Origin of the sequence: Streptomyces sp. NPDC056883 (genome assembly GCF_042788835.1) — a bacterium.
GTDB classification, from domain to species: domain Bacteria; phylum Actinomycetota; class Actinomycetes; order Streptomycetales; family Streptomycetaceae; genus Streptomyces; species Streptomyces stoeckheimensis.
In genome coordinates, this window is record NZ_JBHUBS010000011.1 from 286619 (window position 1) to 308087 (window position 21469).

A 21469-nucleotide genomic window follows, 5' to 3' on the forward strand; every position below is an offset into this window, starting at 1 on the left:
GGATCGAGTCGGTGCCGTAACCCAGGCTAACAAAGGTTCGCGCGAAGTGATCCCCCCACCGGCGACCGGTTGCGGGACCACGCCCTTGGCCGCCGACCAACCGGCCGTACGCCCCGTGCCGGCCTGGTCGACAGGACAGCCCCTACGGCTGCAGCAGCGCCGCGACCCCCTCGGCGTCCGGGGCGTCCCGGTCGGTGGAGATCACCGTCAGCTGCTGGGTCGCGCGGGTCAGGGCCACGTAGAGCACCCGCAGGCCCGCCGGGGACTCGTCCGCGATCTCCGCCGGGGAGACGACCACCGTGGCGTCGTACTCCAGGCCCTTCGCCTCCAGGCTGCCCAGGGCGACCGCCCGCTCCCCCAGGTCCGCGAGCCAGCCCGCGGCCTCCGCTCGCCGGTCCATGGCCACGACCACGCCGACCGTGCCGTCCACCTGCTCCAGCAGCCGCCGGGTCTCCTCCACGACGGTGGAGCGCAGATCCCCTCCCTCGGGCGCCACCGCCGTGAAGCGCGGCCGCAGGCCCGTGGAGCGCACGGCCGTCGGCGGCTCCGTGCCCGGCGCCGCCAGCTTCAGCACCCGCGAGGCGACCTCCGCGACCTCGGCCGGGTTGCGGTAGTTCACCGTGAGGGTGAACTTGCGCCGCGGCCGCGTGCCCAGCGCCTCGTCGCGCGCGGCGGCCGCCTCCTCGGGATCGGTCCACGAGGACTGCGCCGGGTCGCCGACCACCGTCCACGTGCCGCCCCGGCCGCGGCGGCCGACCATCCGCCACTGCATCGGCGTCAGGTCCTGCGCCTCGTCGACGATGACGTGCGCGTACTCGGTGCGCTCCGCCGCGAGCCGCTCGGCCCGCTCCCACTGGGTCTCCTCGCGGCCCGGCATCAGCTCTTCCAGCCCGCTCAGCTGGTCCAGCGGGTTCAGCTCCCGCTTCCGCTTGGGCCGTGCGGGCGCGCCCAGCAGCTGCTGGAGCTCGTCCAGCAGCGCCACGTCGTGCACCGACAGGGCGCCCTTGCCGTCCGGGCCGACCCGGCGCAGGGAGCGTGCCACCTGCCGGGTCTCGCGCGGGTTCAGGTCCCGGCGCGACCAGCGCGCCAGGCGCCGCTCGTCCGCCATGGAGGCCAGGACCCCGCGCGGGGTCAGCTCGGGCCACCAGGCGTTCAGGAAGTCGATGAACGCGTCCTCGGTCGAGATGTCCTCGTCGAAGGCGGAGCGCAGCTCGGCGGCGAGCTCCGGGTCGCTGTGCCGGCCGGCCCCGCCTGACTTCGAGTACAGCGCGTCCAGCAGGAGCTTGCGGGCGCGCGGGCGCAGCAGGTTGACCGGGGCGGTGCCGGACAGGACGTTCTGCCGGATCCGGTCGAGGTCGGGAGCCTCCAGCTCCTGACGGCGCCCGAAGGCCACCACGCGCAGCCGGTCGGGGGCGGGGGCCCCGCCGGGACCGCCGAACTCCAGGGCTCCCCGTACGGCCTTGCGCAGCACCTTCAGCATCCGGGACGAGCCCTTGATGCGTGCGGTGGACGGGTCGTCGTACGTGGTCGCCTCGGCCCCGTCGACGAGCGAGCCGAGCGCCCGGATGGCGACCTGGCCCTCCTCGCCGAGGGAGGGCAGGACGCCCTCGGTGTAGGCGACCAGCAGCGGGGTCGGGGAGACGATCAGGATGCCGCCGGAGTAGCGCCGCCGGTCCTGGTAGAGCAGGTAGGCGGCGCGGTGCAGGGCGACGGCGGTCTTGCCGGTGCCGGGGCCGCCCGCGACCTCGGCGACCGAGGCGGCGGGCGCCCGGATGACGAGGTCCTGCTCGGCCTGGATGGAGGAGACGATGTCGCGCATCGAGTGGGTACGGGCCCGGCCGAGGGCGGCCATCAGGGCGCCGTCGCCGATGACGGGCAGCTCGTCCCCGTCGAGGAAGGCGGTCACCTCGGGGCGCATCAGGTCGTCCTCGACGCCGAGCACCTTGCGCCCCTTGGAGCGGATGACCCGGCGGCGCACGACGCGGCCGGGCTCCTTGGGGGTGGAGCGGTAGAACGGCGCGGCCGCGGGGGCGCGCCAGTCGATGACGAGCGGCGCGTAGTCGGAGTCGAGGACCCCGATGCGGCCGATGTGGAGCGTCTCGGCGATGTCGGCCGTGAGGTCGGTACGGATCGCGTCGTCGGCGGGCTCGACGGAGGTGAAGGCGCCGTCGGGGCCCCGCTCCCCGTCCTTGCCGAGGACCAGGTCGATGCGGCCGAACAGGAAGTCCTCGAACTCGTTGTTGAGACGGTTGAGGTGGATCCCGGCGCGGAACACCTGCGCGTCCCGTTCCGCGAGGGCGCCGGGCGTGCCGACCTGCCCGCGCTTGGCGGCGTCGTTCATCAGGAACTCCGCCTCGTGGATCTTCTCCTCAAGGCGTCGGTACACGTGATCGAGATGCGTCTGCTCGACCGCGATCTCCCGATCGCGGACGGAATCCGCCGTGCTGTCGACAGCGGCATTCTGCGCGGCCACCAAGGCCCCTTTCTGACGTGCATGGGCAGCCGTCAACCGTACGCCAAGGGGCCCGCCCGCGCACGCCCCTTCCGGGACGGCTCGCGGATCAGGACGAAGATCACGCCCCGCGGCGGCCTCGGGCCGGGTCAGCCCGGGCGGGATTCGAGGACGCGCCGCCGGTGCCGGGCCACGCGCTCGCGGTTGCCGCAGAGCTCGCTGGAGCACCAGCGGCGGCGGTGTCCGCGCGAGGTGTCGAGGTAGACGCGGGCGCAGCCGTCGCCCTCGCAGGCCCGCAGCAGGTCCCGTTCGCCGGGGTCGGTGAGCAGTTCGACGGCGTCCCGGGCCACGGCGGCGAGCAGCCCGGCGCACTCGACACCGCCGCACAACTCCCGTACGAGGTGACCTTCTTGGTCCTGGACTGCACACAGTCCCGGGGGTGGACCGGCGGCCGCCGCGTTGACCCGGGCCAGCGCGGGCCCGGGCGGCGCGGCTCCTGCCAGCTCGGCCCGTACGAGGCTCTCGACGTCGGCGCGCAGCACCCGGAAGGCGTGCACCCAGTCGTCTCCGACCCGGGTGAGCGGCGTCCGGTCGGGCACCAGCCCGGCTCCGGTGAGCCACAGGCACAGCCCGTCGCCGTCACGGATGCCCTCGGTCTTCGCGAGAGGCGCAAAAGTAGCCACCAGGTCCAGGCAGACCCGCCCGGAGTCGAACCACATGCCCGTCACCGCCTCCCTCTCGGGGCGTGCCCCCAGAGTGCCCGTCTCCGGGGCCGGCGGCTAGAGGGCGCGCAGCGAGAGGGCGGACGGCCGGAAGGCGGGCGGCTAGAAGGCGGGCGGCTCGTCGTTCAGCAGCAGCTGGAAGAGCCGGTGGTCCTGCCAGTCCCCGCCGACGTGCAGGTAGCGGGGCGCGAGCCCGTACTGCTCGAAGCCCGCCTTCACCAGGACCCGCTGCGAGGCCAGGTTCTCGACCCTGGTGCCCGCCTCGAGCCGGTGCAGCCCCTCCTCGTCGCGGGCGATCCGGCAGACCTCGTGCAGCGCGGCGGTGGCCAGCCCCTTGCCGGCCCAGGCCTCGTCGATCCAGTAGCCGATGGATCCGCTGAGCAGCGGCCCGCGCACGATGTTCTGGAGGTTGATCCCCCCGACCTGCCCGCCGTCGGCGGCGACCAGCACGAAGGGCCGCGCCCGGCCGCCCTCCTGGTCGGCGAGGATCGCTTCGATCCGGGACCGCTGCCCGGCCTCGGTGTAGAACTCCTCGGTCCGCCACGGCTCGTAGGGCGCCATGTAGGCCCGGTTGCGCACCAGCATCTCGGCCCGCCCGGCGGCGTCGTCCAGCCGCAGGCTCCTCATCTCCACACCGTCAACGATCATCCCGGCACGCTAACGGACGGCCCGTGCCCCGGCCAGGCCTGTGCTCGTCAGTCGTCCCCGTACTTCGTGTCGGCGGCCATGTCCAGGGACAGCCGGTAGCCGCGCTTGACGACGGTCTGGATGAGGTTGGGGACGCCCAGGGCCACGCGCAGGCGGGCCATCGCCGTCTCCACCGCGTGCTCGTCGCGGCCCGCGCCCGGCAGCGCGCGCAGGAGTTCGGAGCGGGCCACGACCCAGCCCGGGCGCCGGGACAGGGCCCTGAGCAGGGCCATGCCGGCCGGCGGTACGGGGCGCAGCTCGCCGTCGAGGAGGACCGCGTGGCCGCGCAGCTCCAGCCGGTGTCCGGCCACCGGGAGCACGCGGGCCCGGCCCGGGAGTTCCTGGCACAGGAGCTGCACGAGGGGTCCGAGCCGGAAGCGCTCGGGCTGCACCGTGGGCACGCCTTCCGCCTGCAGGGGCAGGGCCGTCACCGGGCCCACGCACGCCGACAGCACCGACCCGCCGGTCAGCGCCGCGAGCACGGGTTCCCGTACGCCCCGCTCCGCGGCCCGTGACAGCAGGGAGACCGCCGCCGGTGCGGAGGTGAAGCTCACCGCGTCCACCCCGCCCGCGGCCACCGCGTCGATCAGCCGGTCCAGCGGCCCGAGGTCTTCCGGCGCCATCCACCGGTAGACGGGTACGCCGACCACCTCGGCCCCGCCCGCCCGCAGGGCCTCGATGAACCCGGGCAGCGGTTCCCCGTGCAGCTGGAGGGCGATGCGCCGGCCGGCCACCCCGGCCGTGAGCAGCCGGTCCAGTACCTCGGCGAGCGACTCGGAGCGCGGGGACCAGGTCTCCACGAGCCCGGCGGCGCGGATCGACCCCTTCACCTTCGGTCCGCGCGCCAGCAGTTCGGTCTCCCGCAGCCGCCCGAGCAGTTCCTCGCCGAGCCCCCACCCGTCGGCGGCCTCGATCCAGCCGCGGAAGCCGATGGCGGTGGTGGCCACCACCACGTCGGGCGCGCAGCCGATCAGCTCCTTCGTGGCGGACAGCAGTTCGGCGTCGTCGGCGAGCGGCACGATCCGCAGGGCGGGCGCGTGCAGCACGGTGGCCCCGCGGCGGCGCAGCAGGGCGATGAGCTCGTCGGCCCGCCGGGCGGCGGTGACCCCGACGGTGAATCCGGCGAGCGGGCCGGCCGGCGGACCGGTGGGGATGTCGTGGTCGTGCATGGTGACCTGCCTCGCGCAGTGGTCGGGTCCGGTGTCGGGGTCCGATATCGGGGTCCGGTGTCGCGGTCACCCGCATGCGTGACGTTCGCGTGAACCGAGCCTGCCCTGGGGGCGTATCAGGCTCGGTTCACGCGTATTTCGGTGCCGTTAACCGGCGTGTGCTCCCCGTTACACCGAGGTGAGCTGCGGTTTCGCCTCCGCACCGGCCGTGGGGATCATCACCTGGGCGGGCCGGCGAAGGTATACCGCCCAGGTGACGGCGCAGCACACCGCGTAGAAGCCGAGGAAGGTCACGAAGGCCGCCGTGCCCGAGCCGGAGCTCAGGAACGCCTCCCGGAAGACCAGGTTGATGCCGAGCCCGCCGAGCGCGCCGACCGCGCCGATGAGTCCCATGGAGGCGCCGGACAGCCGCCGCCCGTACGCGGCCGCCTCCTCGCCGCTCATCCCGCGGGCCAGCGCCTTCACCTGGAAGATGCCGGGGATCATCTTGTAGGTGGAGCCGTTGCCGAGCCCGCTGAGGACGAACAGCCCCACGAAGCCGACCAGGAACACCGGCAGGGATTCCCGTACGGAGGCCAGGATCACCACTCCGGTCGCCGCCGACATCGCCACGAAGGTGCCCAGGGTGATCCGCGCGCCGCCGAAGCGGTCCGCGAGGGCCCCGCCGACGGGCCGGATCAGCGAGCCGAGCAGCGGTCCGATGAAGGTGAGCGAGGCCGCCTGGAGCGGGGTGCGGCCGAACTGCGTCTGGAGCACCAGGCCGAAGGCGAAGCTGTAGCCGATGAAGGAGCCGAAGGTGCCGATGTACAGGAACGCCATGATCCAGGTGTGCCCGTCGCGGACCGCCTCCCGTACGGCTCCGGTGTCGTTGCGCACGGGCGCCAGGTTGTCCATCCGCAGCGCGGCGAGCGCCGCCGCGATCACGATGAGCGGGATGTAGGCGCCGAGCAGCAGCCGCGGGTGCCCGGCCCCGGCCGTACCGATGACCAGCAGGGCGACGAGCTGGACGACGGGGACGCCGATGTTGCCGCCGCCCGCGTTGAGGCCGAGCGCCCAGCCCTTCTTGCGCAGCGGGAAGAAGGCGTTGATGTTCGTCATCGAGGAGGCGAAGTTGCCGCCGCCGACCCCGGTCAGCGCGGCCACCAGCAGGAAGGTGTTGTAGGAGGTCCCGGGCTCCATCACCAGCCAGGCGGCGACCGTCGGGGCGAGCAGCAGCAGGGCGCTGAAGACCGTCCAGTTGCGGCCGCCGAAGCGGGCCACGGCGAAGGTGTAGGGCACGCGGACCAGGGCGCCGACGCAGGTGGCGGTGGCGATGAGGAAGAACTTCCCGGCGGGGTCGATCCCGTACTTCGGGCCCATGAAGAGCACCATCACCGACCACAGCGACCAGATCGAGAACCCGATGTGCTCGGAGAGCACGGAGTAGATCAGGTTCCGGCGGGCGGTCTTCTCCCCCGTTTCCCGCCAGAAGGTCTCGTCCTCGGGGTCCCACCGCTCGATCCAGCGGCCACCCTTGCGCGGTGCGGTCGTACTGGTCATCACACGCCTCCACAGCTGCTGCGATCACGTCGCGCTCGTCGCGCCCGTAGGCCTCGCCGGCCTTTCGGCCTTGCGGGCTCGTCGCGTCTCGTCCGTGGTGACGACCGTAGGAAGGGCTCGTTTCGGCCCCGGTCCCCGCCGGATGACCGTCGGGAAACCTTGCACTCACCCGCCGCCGGGGCCGGGTGTGAGCGCGCTCGGTGCGAGCGCGGGCAGCCAGCTGTCCGGGGGCACCTCCAGCCAGCCGTGCGCCGCCCCGAGCTCCTCGGCGGCGCGGCGCAGCGCGTCCAGCCCGGGATGGCTCGATCCCTTCCGCCACACCATGGACAGCGGCGACAGCGGCACCGGGGCGGTCAGCGGCCGCTTGACGCAGCCGGGCATGTCGACGAAGCCCACCGTGGCGAGGACGGGACAGCCCGTTTTGGCCATGACCCGGCGGAACTCCTCCTTGCCCACCGCCACCGGCGCGGGCGGCGCGGACGCGATGCCCCGCCCGGCGAACAGCTCGCGCGCCAGCCCGGTCCACTCCCGGGTCCGCGGGTTCCCGGCCCCGGTGTACACCGTCTCGCCGCGCAGCGCGTCCAGCGGTACGGCGTCCAGCGCGGCCAGCGCGTGCCCCTCGGGCAGCAGCACGGCGAGGGGCTCGTACCGCACCGGCGTCCGCGCGAGGCGGGACCGCAGCGCCGGGTCGAGGCCGTCGGCGTACCCGAAGGAGACGTCGAGGCGGCCCGCGGCGATCTCGGCGGCGGCATGGGTCAGCCCGGACTCGAAGCGGGCCATCAGCTCGCAGTCGGGGGCCAGTTCGCGGGCCCGGTCCAGGACGGTGCGGGCGGTGCCGGGGCCGTCGGTGTTGAGGTCGACGAGCAGCGGCCGGGGCCCGGCTCCGGCGGTGAACGCCCCGGCCAGCTCCTCGTGGGCCCGCAGCACGCCCCGGGCCAGGGGCAGCAGCCGCTCCCCGTCCGGGGTCAGCTCCACGGCGCGGGTGGTACGGACGAACAGGGGCGCGCCCAAGGTCTGTTCGAGCCGGCGCACGTCCCGGCTGAGGGCCTGCTGGGCCACGTAGAGCCGGGCGGCGGCACGGGTGAAGTGCAGCTCCTCGGCCACGGCGAGGAAGGCGCGCAGCAGGCGGGGTTCCACGTCTCGGGGCGTCACCTGCGGAGACTAACAACAGGAAGCGGTGAATGGCCCCCGAACAGGTGTTGGACCGCGGACGGACCCCGGCCCGAGCCTTGACCCATGCCCACCACGTCCACGCCGTCCGCCACCCCGTCCACCGTGCTCCCTGCGCCGATCGCCGCCGGGCCGCGGCCCGCCCGCCCGGCCGCCCCGCTCATGGCCGTCACCGGCTCCACGCTGGTGCTCGCCCCCGCCCCGGCGCGGCCGGCCCGGGCGGCGGCGCGGCCTGCCCGCGCCCCGGGCCCGTACCGCCGGCTCTTCGCGCTCCCCGGCACGCGCGGCTTCACCACCGGGAACCTCATCGCCCGGCTCCCCATGGGCATGTTCGGGATCAGCGCCGTCATGATGATCGCGGGCCAGCGCGGCTCGTACGCCCTCGCCGGCGGGGTCGTCGCGGCCGGTCTGGCGGCCACCGCGGTCGTGGCCCCCTGGACGGCCCGGCTGGTCGACCGGCACGGGCAGGCCCGCGTCGCCGTACCCGCCACCCTGATCGCCGTACTCGGCTCGCTGTCGCTCGTCGCGTGCGTCCGTAGCGAGGCCCCCGCCTGGACCCTCTTCGCCTCCTACGCCGCCACCGCGACCACCCCCAACATCGGCGGGATGTCCCGCGCCCGCTGGACGCACCTGCTGAAGGGCGACCCCGCGGCGCACCACACCGCGATGTCCTTCGAACAGGCCGCGGACGAGCTGGCGTTCATGCTCGGTCCGGTGGTCGCCGCGTTCCTCTGCACCACCGTCTTCCCGGAAGCGGGCACGCTCGCCGGCGCCGCGCTGCTCCTGACCGGGATGCTGGTCTTCACGGCCCACCGCGCCACGGAGCCCCCGGCGGCGCCGCCGGTCCGCGGCAGGTCCCCGCTGCGGGCCCTGGGACGGCTCCTCCCCCTCTTCTTCGTCCTGGGCACGATGTTCGGCTCGCTGGAGATCACCTCCGTCGCCCACCTCGGCGGCCACGGCCTCGGCGCGCTCTCGGGCCCGGTCATCGCCCTCCAGGCGGCCGGCTCCTGCCTGGCCGGCCTGCTCTACGGCACCCTGCGCCCGCGCGGACTGCCGGCCTGCCTGGCCGCCCTGGCCGGGGCGATGGCACTGCCCTGGGCCGCGGCGGCCACCGGCTCGGTCCCGGCCCTCGCGGCGGCCCTGCTCACGGCCGGCATGGCCACGGCCCCGGTCATGGTCACCGCGATGTCCCGGATCCACGCCGTGATCCCGTCGGGCCGGCTCAACGAAGGAATGACCCTGGCCGTCACCGCGATCTTCGCCGGCATCGCAGCGGGCTCCGCGACGGCCGGCTCCGCGATCGACCACTGGGGCACGACGACCCCGTACGCCCTCCCGGCGGCGGCGGCCCTGCTGGCGTTTCTCGTCGGCACGGGCGGATCGGTACGGGTTTTCAGCCTAGGTCCGGGACGATGAACACGACAAAGGCCCCGCAGCCTGACGGCCGCGGGGCCTTTGCCCAACATGGGGGTTGTGGAGATGGCGGGAATCGAACCCGCGTCCAACGGTGCAGAAGTAGGGCTTCTCCGAGCGCATTCCGCTGCGCTTTTCTCGGCCCCGGAGATCACACGGACAAGTCTCCGACGGGCTCAGTCACTGTTTGATTTCCCTCTATCCCCCGTGACCGGAGTTAGAGGTTTAGATCCCTAATTGACGCCAGGATCCGGACCGGGACCACTTCCGGGCTGACGCTCCTCACAGAGGCTTCAGCTCACTGTTATTAGGCAGCGAGGGTGAAGCGGGAGTTATCGCTCTTGGAGTTGGCGATTATTGTTTGCGACATATGGTTAACGAGATCATTGCCGCTTCCTCGGCTCGCTTCCCCTACATCGACATCCGCTGTCGAAACCGATCATCCCCATGTTTCACGCTGTTCAGTTATGAGATCCGCCGGCGCTCTCCATGCGTTCCGACCGACCGGCACCACTCGCAAGCGCGTGGTGCTGACGCCATGGTACGCGAAGTGGACCACCGCGTGCCAGGACATTAAAGCTGGCCGCGCTCCTTGCGCTTCACGGCCGAGATCACCCGGTTCGTCTCGCGCGTGTCCTGCTTCTCCCGCAGGGCCTGCCGCTTGTCGTACTCCTTCTTGCCCTTCGCCAGCGCGATCTCGATCTTCGCCCGGCCGTCCTTGAAGTACAGGGCGAGCGGCACGATCGTGTTGCCGGTCTCCCCCGTCTTCGAGTCCAGCTTGTCGATCTCCTCGCGGTGCAGGAGGAGCTTGCGCTTGCGGCGCGCACTGTGGTTGGTCCAGGTGCCCTGGCTGTACTCCGGCACGTGCACGTTGTAGAGCCAGGCCTCGCCGCTCTCCACCGACACGAAGCCGTCCACCAGCGAGGCACGGCCCTGACGCAGGGACTTGACCTCGGTACCCGTGAGCACGAGGCCGCACTCGTAGGTGTCGATGATCGTGTAGTCGTGCCGCGCCTTCTTGTTCTGGGCGATCAGCTTGCGCCCTGTTTCCTTAGCCATAGTGCGGTCATTTTCGCACTACGGACCCACTCCGATGCCACTCAATACCGTGCGGGCCCGTTCCTCGACCCGGTCCGCCGCCACCAGGTCCGGGGTGATGCCCGCGCCGTCCGGACTGCGGCCCGCCGGAGTGCGGTACGTCCCCACCGTCAGCTCCGCCACCGAGCCGTCCGGCAGCTCCGTCGGCATCTGCACCGAGCCCTTGCCGAAGGTGCGCGTACCGACCGCCACCGCGCGGCCGCGGTCCTGGAGGGCTCCGGTGACCAGTTCGGCCGCACTCATCGTGCCGCCGTCGATCAGCGCCACCAGCGGCCGGGCCGTATCGCCGCCCGGGGTCGCGTAGAGGGCGCGCTGTGCACCGCGCACGTCGTACGTCGCCACCAGCCCGCCGTCGAGGAAGGCGGAGGCGGCCGTCACGGCCTCGGTGACCAGGCCGCCGGTGTTGCCGCGCAGGTCGAGCATGACCCCGCCGCCTGCCGGGGCCGCGCGGACCGCGGAGCGGACCCGGTCGCCGGAACCCCGGGTGAAGGAGGCGACCTTGATGACCGTGATCCCGCCGGGCAGTTCCCGTACCGTCACGGGGTCGCTGCGCAGCTTCTCGCGCCGCACGGTCTCCGTGACGTCGGCCCCGCCGCGGGTCAGCTTCAGCTCCACGGGGGTGCCGGCCTCGCCGCGCAGCAGGGCCACCACCTCGGCCACCTTGAGCCCGGTCACGCCCTGCCCGTCGATGCTGAGCAGCCGGTCCCCGGCCCGCATCCCGGCCCGCGCCGCGGGGCTGTCGGGCTGCACCCGGTCGATCTCGATGCGGCCGTCGCGCAGCCGCCCGGCCCACAGGCCGACGCCCGTCCAGTGGCCGTCCAGGTCGTCGGCGAAGGCCTCGTACTCGCCCTGGTCGTACACCGCGGCCCAGCGGTCCCCGCTGCGGCTGACCACGTCCTGGGCCGCCGATTTGGCGGACTTGCCCTCGGCGACGGCCTCGGCGGCCGCACGGGCCACCTCGTCCCGGTCGGCGGTGGCCGCCCGGCGCTGCGCCTGCGCGGGCGCCGGCGCCCGCGGCCCGGGCACGGCCGCGGAGGGCTCCGTACCCGCCACCAGGGCGGCGGGGCCCGCGAAGGGCTCGGGTCCGGACCGGTCCCAGCTCCCGGTGCACGCGCCGGCCCCCACGGCGGCGAGGAAGACCAACGTCAAAACGGCCCCGCGACGCACGTCGCGGGGCCGAATACAGGAGGCGGGAATACTCGGCAAGCCCAGCATGGCGCCGAGTCTAGGACAAGGCCCGCGGCGGTACGGGTGGTTGGCCGTACCGCTCACGGGGCGCTCGTCACACCTTGAGGTACTTGCGCAGCGCGATGAAGGCGGCCAGCGAGGGCATCAGTACGCCGATGACCAGGACGAGCGGCAGCTTGGTCAGGACCGAGTCCCAGCCGATGAAGTTGATGAGCTCCATCTTGTCGCGCAGTGCGGCGCCGTGGTCGATCACGAAGTACTGGCCCGCGCCGAGCATCCCGCAGGCGAGCAGCGCGCCGATCAGGCCGGCGAAGGCGGCCTCCATGATGAACGGCACCTGGATGTAGAAGCTGGAGGCGCCCACCAGGCGCATGATCCCGGTTTCGCGCCGACGGCTGAAGGCCGAGACGCGCACCGTGTTGACGATCAGCAGCAGGGCCACGATCAGCATGATCAGCATGATGCCGAGGGCGGCCCAGTTGAGGTAGCCGAGGAGTCTGAAGAGGTTGTCCAGCACGGTGCGCTGGTCCTCCACCGACTGGACGCCGTCGCGTCCGGAGAAGGAGGTCGTGATGACCTTGTACTTCTCCGGCTGCTTGAGCTTCACCCGGAAGGATTCCGGCATCTGGTCCGGGGTGATGGACGCGGCCAGGGCGGTGTGCCCGAACTGCTCCTTGTAGTGCTTGAAGGCCTCGTCGGAGGACTCGTAGGTGACGGCCTCGACGAGGTCCATGCCCTTGAGCTCGGTCTCCAGGGCCTGCTTCTGCTCCGGGGTCACCGCGCCCTTGGAGCAGGAGGCTCCGTTGGTCGCCTCGGCGTCGCTCTTGTTGCAGAGGTAGATGGAGACGTTGACCTTGTCGTACCAGTACCCCTTCATCTTGCTCACCTGGTCGCGCATGAGCAGGGACCCGCCGAACAGGGCCAGCGAGAGGGACACGGAGATGATGACCGCGAAGGTCATGGTCAGATTGCGGCGGAGACCGACCCCGATCTCCGACATGACGAACTGGGCGCGCATCGCGTCTCAGGAGCCTTTCAGTGCTGGTAGCCGTAGACGCCGCGCGACTGGTCGCGGACGAGACGGCCCTGCTCGAGTTCGATGACGCGCTTGCGCATCTGGTCGACGATCTGCTGGTCGTGGGTCGCCATGATCACGGTGGTGCCGGTCCGGTTGATCCGGTCCAGCAGCTTCATGATGCCGACGGAGGTCTGGGGGTCCAGGTTGCCGGTGGGCTCGTCCGCGATCAGCAGGGCCGGCCGGTTGACGAAGGCACGGGCGATGGCCACGCGCTGCTGTTCACCGCCGGAGAGCTCGCCGGGCATCCGGTCCTCTTTGCCGCCGAGGCCGACGAGCTCCAGAACCTGGGGAACGGCCTTCTTGATCTCGCCGCGCGGTCTGCCGATGACCTCCTGGGCGAAGGCCACGTTGTCGGCCACCGACTTGTTGGGCAGGAGGCGGAAGTCCTGGAATACGGTCCCCAGCTGGCGCCGCATCTGCGGAACCTTCCAGTTGGAGAGCTTGGCGAGGTCCTTGCCCAGGACGTGCACCTGGCCGTGGCTCGCCCGCTCCTCGCGCAGGATGAGCCGCATGAAGGTGGACTTGCCGGAGCCGGAGGAGCCGACCAGGAAGACGAACTCGCCCTTCGCAATGTCCAGGGAGACATCTCTGAGTGCCGGGCGGCTCTGCTTCGGGTAGGACTTGGAGACGTTGTCGAATCGGATCACGGGTGCACCACGGTCGCCGGGAGTAGGTCTGCGTGACCATACGCGAACAGGCGCGAGGTGTGGACCCGGCGTCCGGAGTTGCCCGATATATCCCCTGGTCCGAGAGGTGCGCGACCGCGATTGCCCGGAGGGGCCGCGCCGAATGTCATCGAAGCTGGCACAGTGGGAGGGGGAACGGACCGGTTCCCGCAACCGTTGTAACCGAGGGGACGAGAGGAGGAGCGCATGACATATGACCGGCTCGTGTGCGCGAACTGCGCCGGACCCGTCAGTCAGGGCCGCTGCCGGGTGTGCCGGGCGAACCGGGAGCGCCTCCAGCAGGAGGGCCCCTTCTCCGGTGGCATCACCCCGGTGGCGCTCATCGCACTGCTGGTGATCCTGGTGGCCGCGCTGGCACTGGTGGCTCAGCAGACGGTGTAGGTGCAAACGGCGTAGTTCCTCAGCCGCCACGTCCCGATCAGACGCAGAAGAACGGAAGGGCCCGGACGCCTCTCGGCGTCCGGGCCCTTCCGGCTGTTCCCGCTGTTCCCGCTGTGGGACCTACGCGGTCTGCTCCTGCTGCTTGCGCCAGCGGATCCCGGCCTCCAGGAAGCCGTCGATCTCGCCGTCGAGCACCGCCTGCGGGTTGCCGACCTCGAACTCCGTCCGGAGGTCCTTGACCATCTGGTACGGGTGCAGGACGTAGGACCGCATCTGGTTGCCCCAGGAGCTTCCGCCGTCCTTGAGGGCGTCCATCTTGTCCTTCTCCTCCTGGCGGCGCCGCTCGAGCAGCTTGGCCTGGAGGACGTTCATCGCGCTGGCCTTGTTCTGGATCTGCGAGCGCTCGTTCTGGCACGAGACCACGATGCCGGTCGGCAGGTGCGTGATGCGGACCGCGGAGTCGGTCGTGTTGACGCCCTGGCCGCCGGGGCCCGAGGCGCGGTACACGTCCACGCGCAGCTCGGTCTCGTCGATCTCGACGTGGTCGCTGGTCTCGACGACCGGGAGCACCTCGACGCCCGCGAAGGAGGTCTGGCGGCGGCCCTGGTTGTCGAAGGGCGAGATCCGGACGAGGCGGTGGGTGCCCTGCTCGACGGAGAGGGTGCCGTAGGCGTACGGGGCCTTGACCACGAAGGTGGTCGACTTGATGCCGGCCTCTTCCGCGTACGAGGTCTCGTAGATCTCGGTCGGGTAGCCGTGCCGCTCGGCCCAGCGCAGGTACATGCGCTGCAGGCGCTCGGCGAAGTCGGAGGCGTCCACGCCGCCGGCCTCGGCACGGATGTTGACCAGCGCCTCGCGCTCGGCGTACTCGCCGGAGAGCAGGGTGCGGACCTCCATCTCGTCCAGCGCCTTGCGCACGGAGACCAGCTCGGTCTCCGCCTCGGCGAGGGTGTCCGCGTCGTCCATCTCCTGGGCGAGGTCGAACAGCACCGCCAGGTCGTCGATGCGCCCGCGCAGGCCTTCGGTCTTGCGGACCTCCGCCTGGAGGTGCGAAAGCTTGCTCGTGATCTTCTGGGCGGCCTCCGGGTCGTCCCACAGGGACGGCGCGGCGGCCTGCTCCTCGAGCACGGCGATTTCTGCCCTCAGCTTGTCGAGGTCCAGGACGGCCTCGATCGACCCCATGGTCGAGGAGAGGGACTTCAGCTCTTCGGAAACATCGACGACTGCCACGGGTCCAGCGTAGCCGGTCCCCGGGGGGCGCTCTCCGGCCAGGCCGAATCACCCGTACTAATGGCGGGTCGGACGGGCGTACGCTCACGATATGACCGCCCTTCCCGTCAAGCGCCGCCTCGTCAAGCGCCGCCATGTGGACCACATGCGTGTCACGACGACGAGCTGTCCGCCGCCGGACCGTACCCAAGCCTGATCCACCCCGATCCGACTTGGTCCTGTACGCGGCCTCGCGGTCCCGGCGCCAACCCTGCCGGCGGCCCTCCCCCGGCCGCGGCCCCCGCCACCCCTGGGGACAGGACCCCGTGACATCCCGAAACGGAGCCGTCATGCCGTCCGCGCACCCTTCTTCTCCTTCTCCTTCTTCCTCCGCTTCTCCTTCCCCGTCCTCCTCCTCGTCCTCCTCCGCTTCGCCCGAGGCCCCCTCCCTCCCGGTCCTGGACCTCTCTCAAGCGGACGATCCGGCGCTGCGCGATTCCTTCCGCAAGGAGCTGCACGCGGCCGCCCGGGACAGCGGTTTCCTGCACCTCACCGGGCACGGGATCACTGCCGCCGAGACCGCCCGCATCCTGGCGCTGACCAGGGAGTTCTTCGCCCTCCCCGAGGCGGACCGGCTGGCCGTGAGCAATCTCAACTCCCCGCACTTCCGGGGGTACACCCGCATCGGGCACGAGCTGACCGGCGGCGCCTCCGACTGGCGCGACCAGCTCGACGTGGGCGCGGAGCGGGAGGCGCGGGAGGTGGGGCCGGACGACCCGGCGTACCTGTGGCTGGAGGGCCCGAACCAGTGGCCCCAGGCCCTTCCGGAACTGCGGGACGCGGTGCTGGAGTGGCAGTCCCGGCTGGCGGCGGTGGCCCACCGCCTGCTCCGGGAGCTGCTCGCCTCGATCGGTGCCCCGGCGGACTTCTTCGACGATGCCTTCGCGGACCGGCCCCACCTGCACACGAAGCTGATCCGCTACCCGGGATCCGCCCCGACGGGCACCGACCAGGGGGTCGGGGCCCACAAGGACTACGGCTTCCTCACCCTCCTCCTCCAGGACTCGGTGGGCGGGCTCCAGGTGGTCCGGGACGGGGCCTTCCTGGACGTCCCCCCGATGCCGGGGGCCTTCGTGGTCAACCTGGGCGAGCTGCTGGAGATCGCGACGGAGGGGTACCTGACGGCGACGGACCACCGTGTGGTGAGCCCGGCGGGGAGCGTGGAGCGGTTCTCGGTGCCGTTCTTCTACAACCCGCGCCTGGACGCCGTCATCGAGACGGTCCCGGGCGACTACCTGGAGGCGGCGCCGGGGATAGCGCACGACGCGTCGAATCCGCTGCACGCGGAGTACGGCCGCAACGAGCTGAAGGGCTGGGTCCGCGCCCACCCGGCGGTGGCCCGCCGCTGGCACCCGGAACTGACCGGGGCATAGCCCCGAACCCCCCACGGGGCCGTGGCCCCAAACCCCCGCGGGGCCGTGGCCCCGGAGCCCCGCGGGGCCGTGGCCCGGGGGGCCCTGCGGGGCGAAGTCCCCTACCCGCCCTTCCACCGTTCCCCGGGCTCTGCCCGGATCCCGGTCCTCAAGCGCCGGACGGGCTGGAGGGGGTACCGGGCTGCGCCCGGACCCCCCTGGGGCTCCGCCCCAGACCCCGCGCCTCAAACGCCGGCGAGGCTGGATAGGGCCGGCGAAAATCCAGCCCCTCCGGCGTTTGAGGAGCGGGGGTGCGGGGGCTGGCCCCCGCGAACGGCGCCGCACGCGGCAAAGGGGCCGGGGCGCAGCCCCGGGGAACGGGCGAAGGGCGGGTAGGGGACTCCGCCCCGCAGGGCACGGCAGCGCCACCGGCTACGGGGCCGTCGAGCCCGACTGCTTGTTGTCCTGGGGCGGCGCCGAGTCGGAGGAGACGGCCAGCCAGCTGCCGACTCCGACCGCCGCGGCCAGCGCCACCGCGGCAGCGGACAGCGCGAGCCGCCGCTTGCGGACGGTCTCCGCCCGGTGCCGCGCGGAGCCCGGCCGGTGCCCCCCGGCGGGCCGCGGAACCCGGGCCGTGCCCAGGGCCCCGCCAGCCAGCTCGTCCGGCCCCGGCACCCGCATGGAGGTGTGGGTGTCCCGGTTGGAATCCGTGGAGGAGCCGGGGACCAGCGGAACCACGCCCCGCCGCCGCACCGGATCGGCAACCGCCTCCGGTTCCGCGAACTCCGCCTGCTCCGGTTCGTCCGGCTCGTCCACGTCCAGCGGCGGCATCCCCACCAGCAGCGGCAGCAGGTCCCGCAGCCGCAAGGAGAGCTCCGAGGCCCGCAGCCGCGAGGCGGGGGCCTTCGCCAGGCACTGGACCATCAGCTGCCACAGCTCGTCGGGGATGCCGGGCAGCGGGACGACGGTTTCCGTCACGTGGCGCCGCAGCACCGCCCCGGGATGCCCGCCGCCGAACGGCGTGAAACCGGCGAGCAGTTCGTACAGCACGGTGGCCAGGGCGTAGATGTCCACCGCCGCGCGCGGCGGCAGCCCCTCCACGATCTCCGGCGCCAGGTAGTCGGGCGTGCCGATGATCCGGGTGGTGGGGGCCGAGGCCCGGCCGCCGGTGGAGCGCCGCGGCGAGTCGATGAGCTTGGCCACGCCGAAGTCGGTGAGCAGCGCCGGGTGCGCGCCGCCCGGTCCGAGCGGGCCCTGCATGTCGAGCAGGACGTTCTCCGGCTTCACGTCCCGGTGCACGACCCCGGCCGCGTGCGCGGCGGCCAGCGCGTCGGCGACGTCCGCGACGATGGCGACGGCCGCCTCGGGGGCGAGCCGCCGCTCGCGGTCGAGGCGCGTGCGCAGGTCCGTACCGCGGACGAGGTCCATGACGAGGGCGAGGTCGTTGCCGTCCACGACGAGGTCGCGGACGCAGACGACGTGCGGGTGCTCCAGGCCCAGGAGCGCGCTGCGCTCCTGGACGAACCGTCCGACGAGCTCCTGGTCGGACGCGAGGTCCTCGCGCAGCAGTTTGACGGCGACGGGGCCGTCAGGCCCCTCGCCCAGCCACACCGTGCCCGCGCTGCCGCGTCCAAGGATCTGGTGCGCGGTGTACCGGCTGCCGATCTTCCGTGCCACAACTGCTCCCTCAGCGGCTGGCGTACGCACCAAAGCTACGCGGCCAGGTGGGTGTTGGAGTCCACGGATCGCGGCGACCTTCACTTCTGCGGGCGAAATCACGTCCTGGAAGTCGACAAATCCACGAAGTCACCGGTACAAGGCCCGGTTCGGGTGGATTGCGCCGGTACGGAGCTCCCCGCCGAGGGGGCAAGGCTCAGGAGCCCGTACCGCCCGCGGAGTCGCCGATCGTGGTGACCCAGTCCACGGCGTCCGAGCCCCAGGTCCACACCTGGTCCCACCAGCCGCGGCCGGTGCCGACCCACTCCTGGAGTCCGCTGAACTCCCAGATCAGCCAGCCCGCGACGAAGAACAGCACGATCATGACGAGGCAGCCCTTGAGGCAGCCCAGCCCCGGGATCTTGATCGGGTTCGCGCTGCGGCGCGGCTCGCGGGGCGCGCGGGGCTCCGGCTGGCGGCCCGGCGGCGGTCCCTGAGGGGGCTGCTGCTGGGGCGGCGGCTGGGGCTGGCGGTACTGGGGCTGCCCCTGCGGCTGCTGGTACTGCTGGGGGTGCTGCTGCTGCGGCTGATAGTGCTGCGGCGGGGGCGGCGGCGCGTACTGCTGCTGCTGGTACTGCTGAGGCTGCTGGTACTGCTGCGGCGGCGGGGCCTGCCGGTACGGCTGCTGCTGCGGAGGCTGCTGCGGGCGCTGTTGCGGCTGCTGGGGTCGCTGCTGCGGAGGCGGGCCCTGGCGCTGCGGCCGGCGGCGCAGCGGGTCCTCGCTCGGGTCCAGGTAGTGCATCTGCGTCTGCTCGTTGCGGTCGCGGGCCGCCTGCATCTGCGACTGCCACGGGTGCGGCTGGTCCGGCCGCTGCACGGGCGGCATCACCGAGGTCGGGTCGGCGCCGGGCGCACCGGTGCTCGGGAGCACGGAGGTGGCGTCGGCCGCGCCGACCGGCGGCATCACGCTGGTCATGGCGTTGGGGTCGTAGGCCCCCATGGGGGCGGCGGCAGGCCGGCCCGGCAGCATCTGCGTCGCGTCCGCGGCGCCCGGGGTCTCGGGAACCGGCGCGGGCGAGGGGTCGGGCGCGAGGAGCGCGCCGACGCCGAGGGCGGCCTCGACCTCGGCGGCCGTGGAGTGCACGCCGATGCCGGAGGCGACCACGCGCAGGCCGCGCGCCAGGGTCTCCGCGCTGGGGCGCTCGTAGGGCTCCTTGCGCATGCAGCGCTCGATGACCGTCCACACCGGCTCGGGCACGTTCGGCGGGCGCTGCGGCTCCTCGCTGAGGTGGCGGTGCAGGACCTCCAGCGCGGTACCGCCGGCGAAGGGCGGCCGGCCGGTGAGGAGCTCGTAGAGCAGGATGCCGGCGCCGTAGATGTCGACGGCGGAGGTCTGCGGGCGGCCCTCCGCGGACTCGGGGGCGACGTAGGCCGGGGTGCCGACGAACTCGTGCGTGCGCGTCAGGCCCGGGGAGTCCGCCAGGCGCGCGATGCCGAAGTCGGTGAGCATCGGCTTCATCTGGCCGTCGCGCTCGTCGACGAGGACGTTGGCGGGCTTCAGGTCGCGGTGGACCACGCCGTCGGCGTGGCTGGCGGCGAGCGCGTCCGCGATCTGGGCGGTGAGCAGGCTCGCGGCGACCGGGCTGAAGGGGCCGTTCTCGCGCAGGTACTTGTGCAGGTCCGGGCCGTCGATGAGGTCCATGACGAGGGCGAGGAGATCGCCCTCGACGACGAGGTCGCGGGTGCGGACGATGTTGGGGTGGGTCAGGCGCAGCAGGACCGAGCGTTCGCGCAGGAAGCGCATGACGATGTCGGGGTCCTGGGCCAGCTCCTCCTTGAGGACCTTGATGGCCACGGTCTCGCCGGGGTGGCCGGCGACCGCCGCCTCCGCACCGGCCGCCTCACGCTGGCGGGCGCGCCAGACGGTGCCCGTGGCGCCGCGCCCGAGCGGCTCCTCGAGCAGGTACTTGCTGCCGACTGGCCGCACGTCGCGCGCTCCCTGCTGTCGTCGATTCCGGCGAGTGGTCCACGCATGATCCACACGTGATCCAGGCCTGATCTGCGAAATGGTTTTCCGGCCCACTCTAGGGCTTGTCCCGAAGGAAGACGCGGGGTGAGGGAGGTTGGTTGCCGCACATATGCACGAAGGGTGATGTTTGCGGCGTATGCCGGGGGCGATTTTCCCGGCCATCCTGTCGATATCCGATCGGCCCGCTTGCAGGTCCGGCGCCGGTCCGCGACCGATCAAGATCACTTCCCGGTGGGTGGCGGGCGTGTTGAGGACGACAGGTGCGAGGATGCACCCGTACGGAACGGCCGGGACGGGAGCCCCGCCTTCCGGGCAGACCTGACCGGACGACGCGTCCGTGCCGGGTGGGGGCGGACGGGCGGGCACGACGTGCGAACGGGCACGGGTGTTCCGTCCCGCAGGTCCCTGCCGGGCGCACACACCGCGCACCGCGCAGAAGGGACCGCTGACGGCGATGCAGATCCGGCTGACCGTCCTTGGGTCGGGGTCGCGCAGCGGCCACCAGACCGCCACCGCGACCGCCTCCGGCGGGGGTACCGGCGGAGGAGGCGCGCCGGCGAGCTGTGACGTGCTCGTCACCGCGCCCGCCGGCACCGCCCTGTCCGCGGTGGCCTCCGGGCTCGCGGCGACCGTCGGCGGACCCGACACCGGTGGCACGGTCGTGCTCTACGCCGGTACGGAGCGCCTGGATCCCGCGCGCTGCGCGCTCGGCGAGCCGCCGCTCGTGGACGGGGCGGTGCTGTCGCTGAACGTGCCCGGCCCCGACGTACGGACGGACGGGACCGCGGCCGCGAGCGCCCTCGGCGACGGGCCGCAGCTGCACGTCGTGGCCGGGCCGGACGCCGGCGGGGTGCACCTGCTGCACCCCGGGGCGATCCGGATCGGACGCTCGGCCGACGCGGACGTCCCGCTGGACGATCCGGACGTGTCCCGCCTGCACTGCACCGTGACGGTGCTCCCCGACGGGCGGGTGGCGGTGGCCGACCTCGGGTCGACGAACGGCACGACGCTCGACGGAGCGGTGGTCGGCGCGGAGCGGGTGGCGCTCGCGCCGGGGGCGCTGCTGCGGGTCGGCGAATCCACGCTCCGCCTGGCCATGGGCCCGGCCCCCACCCCGCTCCCCCTCACCCCGGACCTGGAGGGCCATCTCTCGGTCTCCCTCCCCGGCCACCCCCCTGCCGAGACCCCGGAGGCCGGGTCGCACCCCGGCACCCCTGGCGAAGCCTGGAGCGGCGCTACGCCGGGCACCGCGGCCGGGTCACACCCCGGAGGCCCCGCGTCCGGCGAAGCCTGGAGCGGGGCTACGCCCGGCAGCCCGGCCGGGTCACACCCCGACGGCGGCACCTCCGGCGGAGCCTGGAGCGGGGCTACGCCCGGCAGCCCGGCCGGGTCACACCCCGACGGCGGCACCTCCGGCGGAGCCTGGAGCGGGGCTACGCCCGGCAGCCCGGCCGGGTCACACCCCGACGGCGGCACCTCCGGCGGAACCTGGAGCGGGGCTACGCCCGGCAGCCCGGCCGGGTCACACCCCGACGGCGGCACCTCCGGCGGAGCCTGGAGCGGGGCTACGCCCGGCAGCC

Annotated in this window: 17 protein-coding genes and 1 other RNA gene; 4 read left to right on the forward strand and 14 right to left on the reverse strand. The window is 72.9% G+C overall.

All coding sequences use genetic code 11. The features are described 5' to 3' along the window. Nucleotides 1-142 precede the first annotated feature (142 nt). From ACFRU2_RS26275 to ACFRU2_RS26300, 6 genes are all read right to left on the reverse strand, one after another. Nucleotides 143-2473 (reverse strand): HelD family protein, encoded by a 2331-nt coding sequence (locus tag ACFRU2_RS26275; protein WP_382976321.1) that lies wholly within the window; start codon nucleotides 2471-2473, stop codon nucleotides 143-145. Nucleotides 2474-2601: 128 nt separating this feature from the next. Next, complete coding sequence (locus tag ACFRU2_RS26280; RefSeq protein ID WP_250741082.1) at nucleotides 2602-3171, reverse strand: ABATE domain-containing protein; 570 nt, start codon at nucleotides 3169-3171, stop codon at nucleotides 2602-2604. A gap of 105 nt (nucleotides 3172-3276) precedes the next feature. After that, nucleotides 3277-3822: a GNAT family N-acetyltransferase gene (locus tag ACFRU2_RS26285; protein ID WP_382976322.1), complete on the reverse strand. Its 546-nt coding sequence runs from the start codon at nucleotides 3820-3822 to the stop codon at nucleotides 3277-3279. 47 nt (nucleotides 3823-3869) lie between these two features. After that, entirely contained in the window at nucleotides 3870-5030 is a 1161-nt protein-coding gene (locus tag ACFRU2_RS26290; RefSeq protein WP_382976324.1) for a uroporphyrinogen-III synthase, read from the reverse strand. A 168-nt stretch (nucleotides 5031-5198) separates the two neighbouring features. Continuing rightward, nucleotides 5199-6569: a nitrate/nitrite transporter gene (locus ACFRU2_RS26295; protein WP_382976326.1), complete on the reverse strand. Its 1371-nt coding sequence runs from the start codon at nucleotides 6567-6569 to the stop codon at nucleotides 5199-5201. Between the two features lie 165 nt (nucleotides 6570-6734). Then, nucleotides 6735-7721, reverse strand: coding sequence for a LysR family transcriptional regulator (locus tag ACFRU2_RS26300; RefSeq protein WP_382976328.1), 987 nt, complete (start codon nucleotides 7719-7721; stop codon nucleotides 6735-6737). 84 nt (nucleotides 7722-7805) lie between these two features. Between ACFRU2_RS26300 and ACFRU2_RS26305 the strand changes: the two genes are divergently transcribed. Further along, the gene (locus ACFRU2_RS26305; RefSeq protein ID WP_382976330.1) at nucleotides 7806-9155 is read left to right on the forward strand and encodes an MFS transporter; all 1350 of its coding nucleotides are present in this window, start codon (nucleotides 7806-7808) and stop codon (nucleotides 9153-9155) included. 55 nt (nucleotides 9156-9210) lie between these two features. Here the strand turns inward: ACFRU2_RS26305 and ssrA are convergent. The 5 genes from ssrA to ftsE form a co-directional block, all read right to left on the reverse strand. Then, nucleotides 9211-9599, reverse strand: a transfer-messenger RNA (tmRNA) gene (gene ssrA / locus ACFRU2_RS26310). Nucleotides 9600-9725: 126 nt separating this feature from the next. Further along, nucleotides 9726-10211, reverse strand: coding sequence for an SsrA-binding protein SmpB (gene smpB, locus ACFRU2_RS26315; protein WP_250741074.1), 486 nt, complete (start codon nucleotides 10209-10211; stop codon nucleotides 9726-9728). Nucleotides 10212-10229: 18 nt separating this feature from the next. Further along, nucleotides 10230-11465 (reverse strand): S41 family peptidase, encoded by a 1236-nt coding sequence (locus ACFRU2_RS26320; protein WP_382976332.1) that lies wholly within the window; start codon nucleotides 11463-11465, stop codon nucleotides 10230-10232. Between the two features lie 67 nt (nucleotides 11466-11532). After that, a complete protein-coding gene (gene ftsX / locus ACFRU2_RS26325) occupies nucleotides 11533-12456 on the reverse strand; it encodes a permease-like cell division protein FtsX (RefSeq protein WP_274552953.1) in 924 nt (307 codons plus the stop codon). A gap of 17 nt (nucleotides 12457-12473) precedes the next feature. Beyond that, nucleotides 12474-13163 (reverse strand): cell division ATP-binding protein FtsE, encoded by a 690-nt coding sequence (gene ftsE, locus ACFRU2_RS26330; protein WP_243337359.1) that lies wholly within the window; start codon nucleotides 13161-13163, stop codon nucleotides 12474-12476. A 225-nt stretch (nucleotides 13164-13388) separates the two neighbouring features. On the opposite strand from ftsE, the gene ACFRU2_RS26335 reads away from it, so the two are divergent. Further along, a complete protein-coding gene (locus ACFRU2_RS26335) occupies nucleotides 13389-13583 on the forward strand; it encodes a hypothetical protein (protein WP_382976334.1) in 195 nt (64 codons plus the stop codon). Between the two features lie 120 nt (nucleotides 13584-13703). On the opposite strand, the gene prfB is transcribed toward ACFRU2_RS26335, so the two are convergent. After that, the gene (gene prfB / locus ACFRU2_RS26340; protein ID WP_382976335.1) at nucleotides 13704-14813 is read right to left on the reverse strand and encodes a peptide chain release factor 2; all 1110 of its coding nucleotides are present in this window, start codon (nucleotides 14811-14813) and stop codon (nucleotides 13704-13706) included. Nucleotides 14814-15142: 329 nt separating this feature from the next. Here prfB and ACFRU2_RS26345 point away from each other — a divergent pair, with 329 nt between their 5' ends. After that, nucleotides 15143-16225 carry an isopenicillin N synthase family dioxygenase gene (locus ACFRU2_RS26345; protein ID WP_382976336.1) on the forward strand — a complete coding sequence of 361 codons (1083 nt, stop codon included), beginning with the start codon at nucleotides 15143-15145 and terminating at the stop codon, nucleotides 16223-16225. Nucleotides 16226-16636: 411 nt separating this feature from the next. Here ACFRU2_RS26345 and ACFRU2_RS26350 read toward each other — a convergent pair whose 3' ends face one another. Together ACFRU2_RS26350 and ACFRU2_RS26355 are read right to left on the reverse strand one after the other, a co-directional pair. Then, nucleotides 16637-17881 (reverse strand): serine/threonine-protein kinase, encoded by a 1245-nt coding sequence (locus tag ACFRU2_RS26350; RefSeq protein ID WP_382976338.1) that lies wholly within the window; start codon nucleotides 17879-17881, stop codon nucleotides 16637-16639. Nucleotides 17882-18077: 196 nt separating this feature from the next. After that, a complete protein-coding gene (locus tag ACFRU2_RS26355) occupies nucleotides 18078-19847 on the reverse strand; it encodes a protein kinase (RefSeq protein ID WP_382976340.1) in 1770 nt (589 codons plus the stop codon). A gap of 496 nt (nucleotides 19848-20343) precedes the next feature. On the opposite strand from ACFRU2_RS26355, the gene ACFRU2_RS26360 reads away from it, so the two are divergent. Further along, nucleotides 20344-21469 (forward strand): FHA domain-containing protein (locus tag ACFRU2_RS26360; protein ID WP_382976342.1); only part of this gene is annotated, 1126 nt, incomplete at its 3' end.

Coding starts and splice junctions, on each gene's coding strand:
- ACFRU2_RS26335 (WP_382976334.1), top strand. CDS start 13,389: ATGACATATGACCGGCTCGTGTGCGCGAACTGCGCCGGACCCGTCAGT.
- ACFRU2_RS26305 (WP_382976330.1), top strand. CDS start 7,806: ATGCCCACCACGTCCACGCCGTCCGCCACCCCGTCCACCGTGCTCCCT.
- ACFRU2_RS26345 (WP_382976336.1), top strand. CDS start 15,143: ATGCCGTCCGCGCACCCTTCTTCTCCTTCTCCTTCTTCCTCCGCTTCT.
- ACFRU2_RS26295 (WP_382976326.1), bottom strand. CDS start 6,569: ATGACCAGTACGACCGCACCGCGCAAGGGTGGCCGCTGGATCGAGCGG.
- ftsX (WP_274552953.1), bottom strand. CDS start 12,456: ATGCGCGCCCAGTTCGTCATGTCGGAGATCGGGGTCGGTCTCCGCCGC.
- ACFRU2_RS26290 (WP_382976324.1), bottom strand. CDS start 5,030: ATGCACGACCACGACATCCCCACCGGTCCGCCGGCCGGCCCGCTCGCC.
- ACFRU2_RS26285 (WP_382976322.1), bottom strand. CDS start 3,822: ATGATCGTTGACGGTGTGGAGATGAGGAGCCTGCGGCTGGACGACGCC.
- ACFRU2_RS26320 (WP_382976332.1), bottom strand. CDS start 11,465: ATGCTGGGCTTGCCGAGTATTCCCGCCTCCTGTATTCGGCCCCGCGAC.
- smpB (WP_250741074.1), bottom strand. CDS start 10,211: ATGGCTAAGGAAACAGGGCGCAAGCTGATCGCCCAGAACAAGAAGGCG.
- ACFRU2_RS26280 (WP_250741082.1), bottom strand. CDS start 3,171: ATGTGGTTCGACTCCGGGCGGGTCTGCCTGGACCTGGTGGCTACTTTT.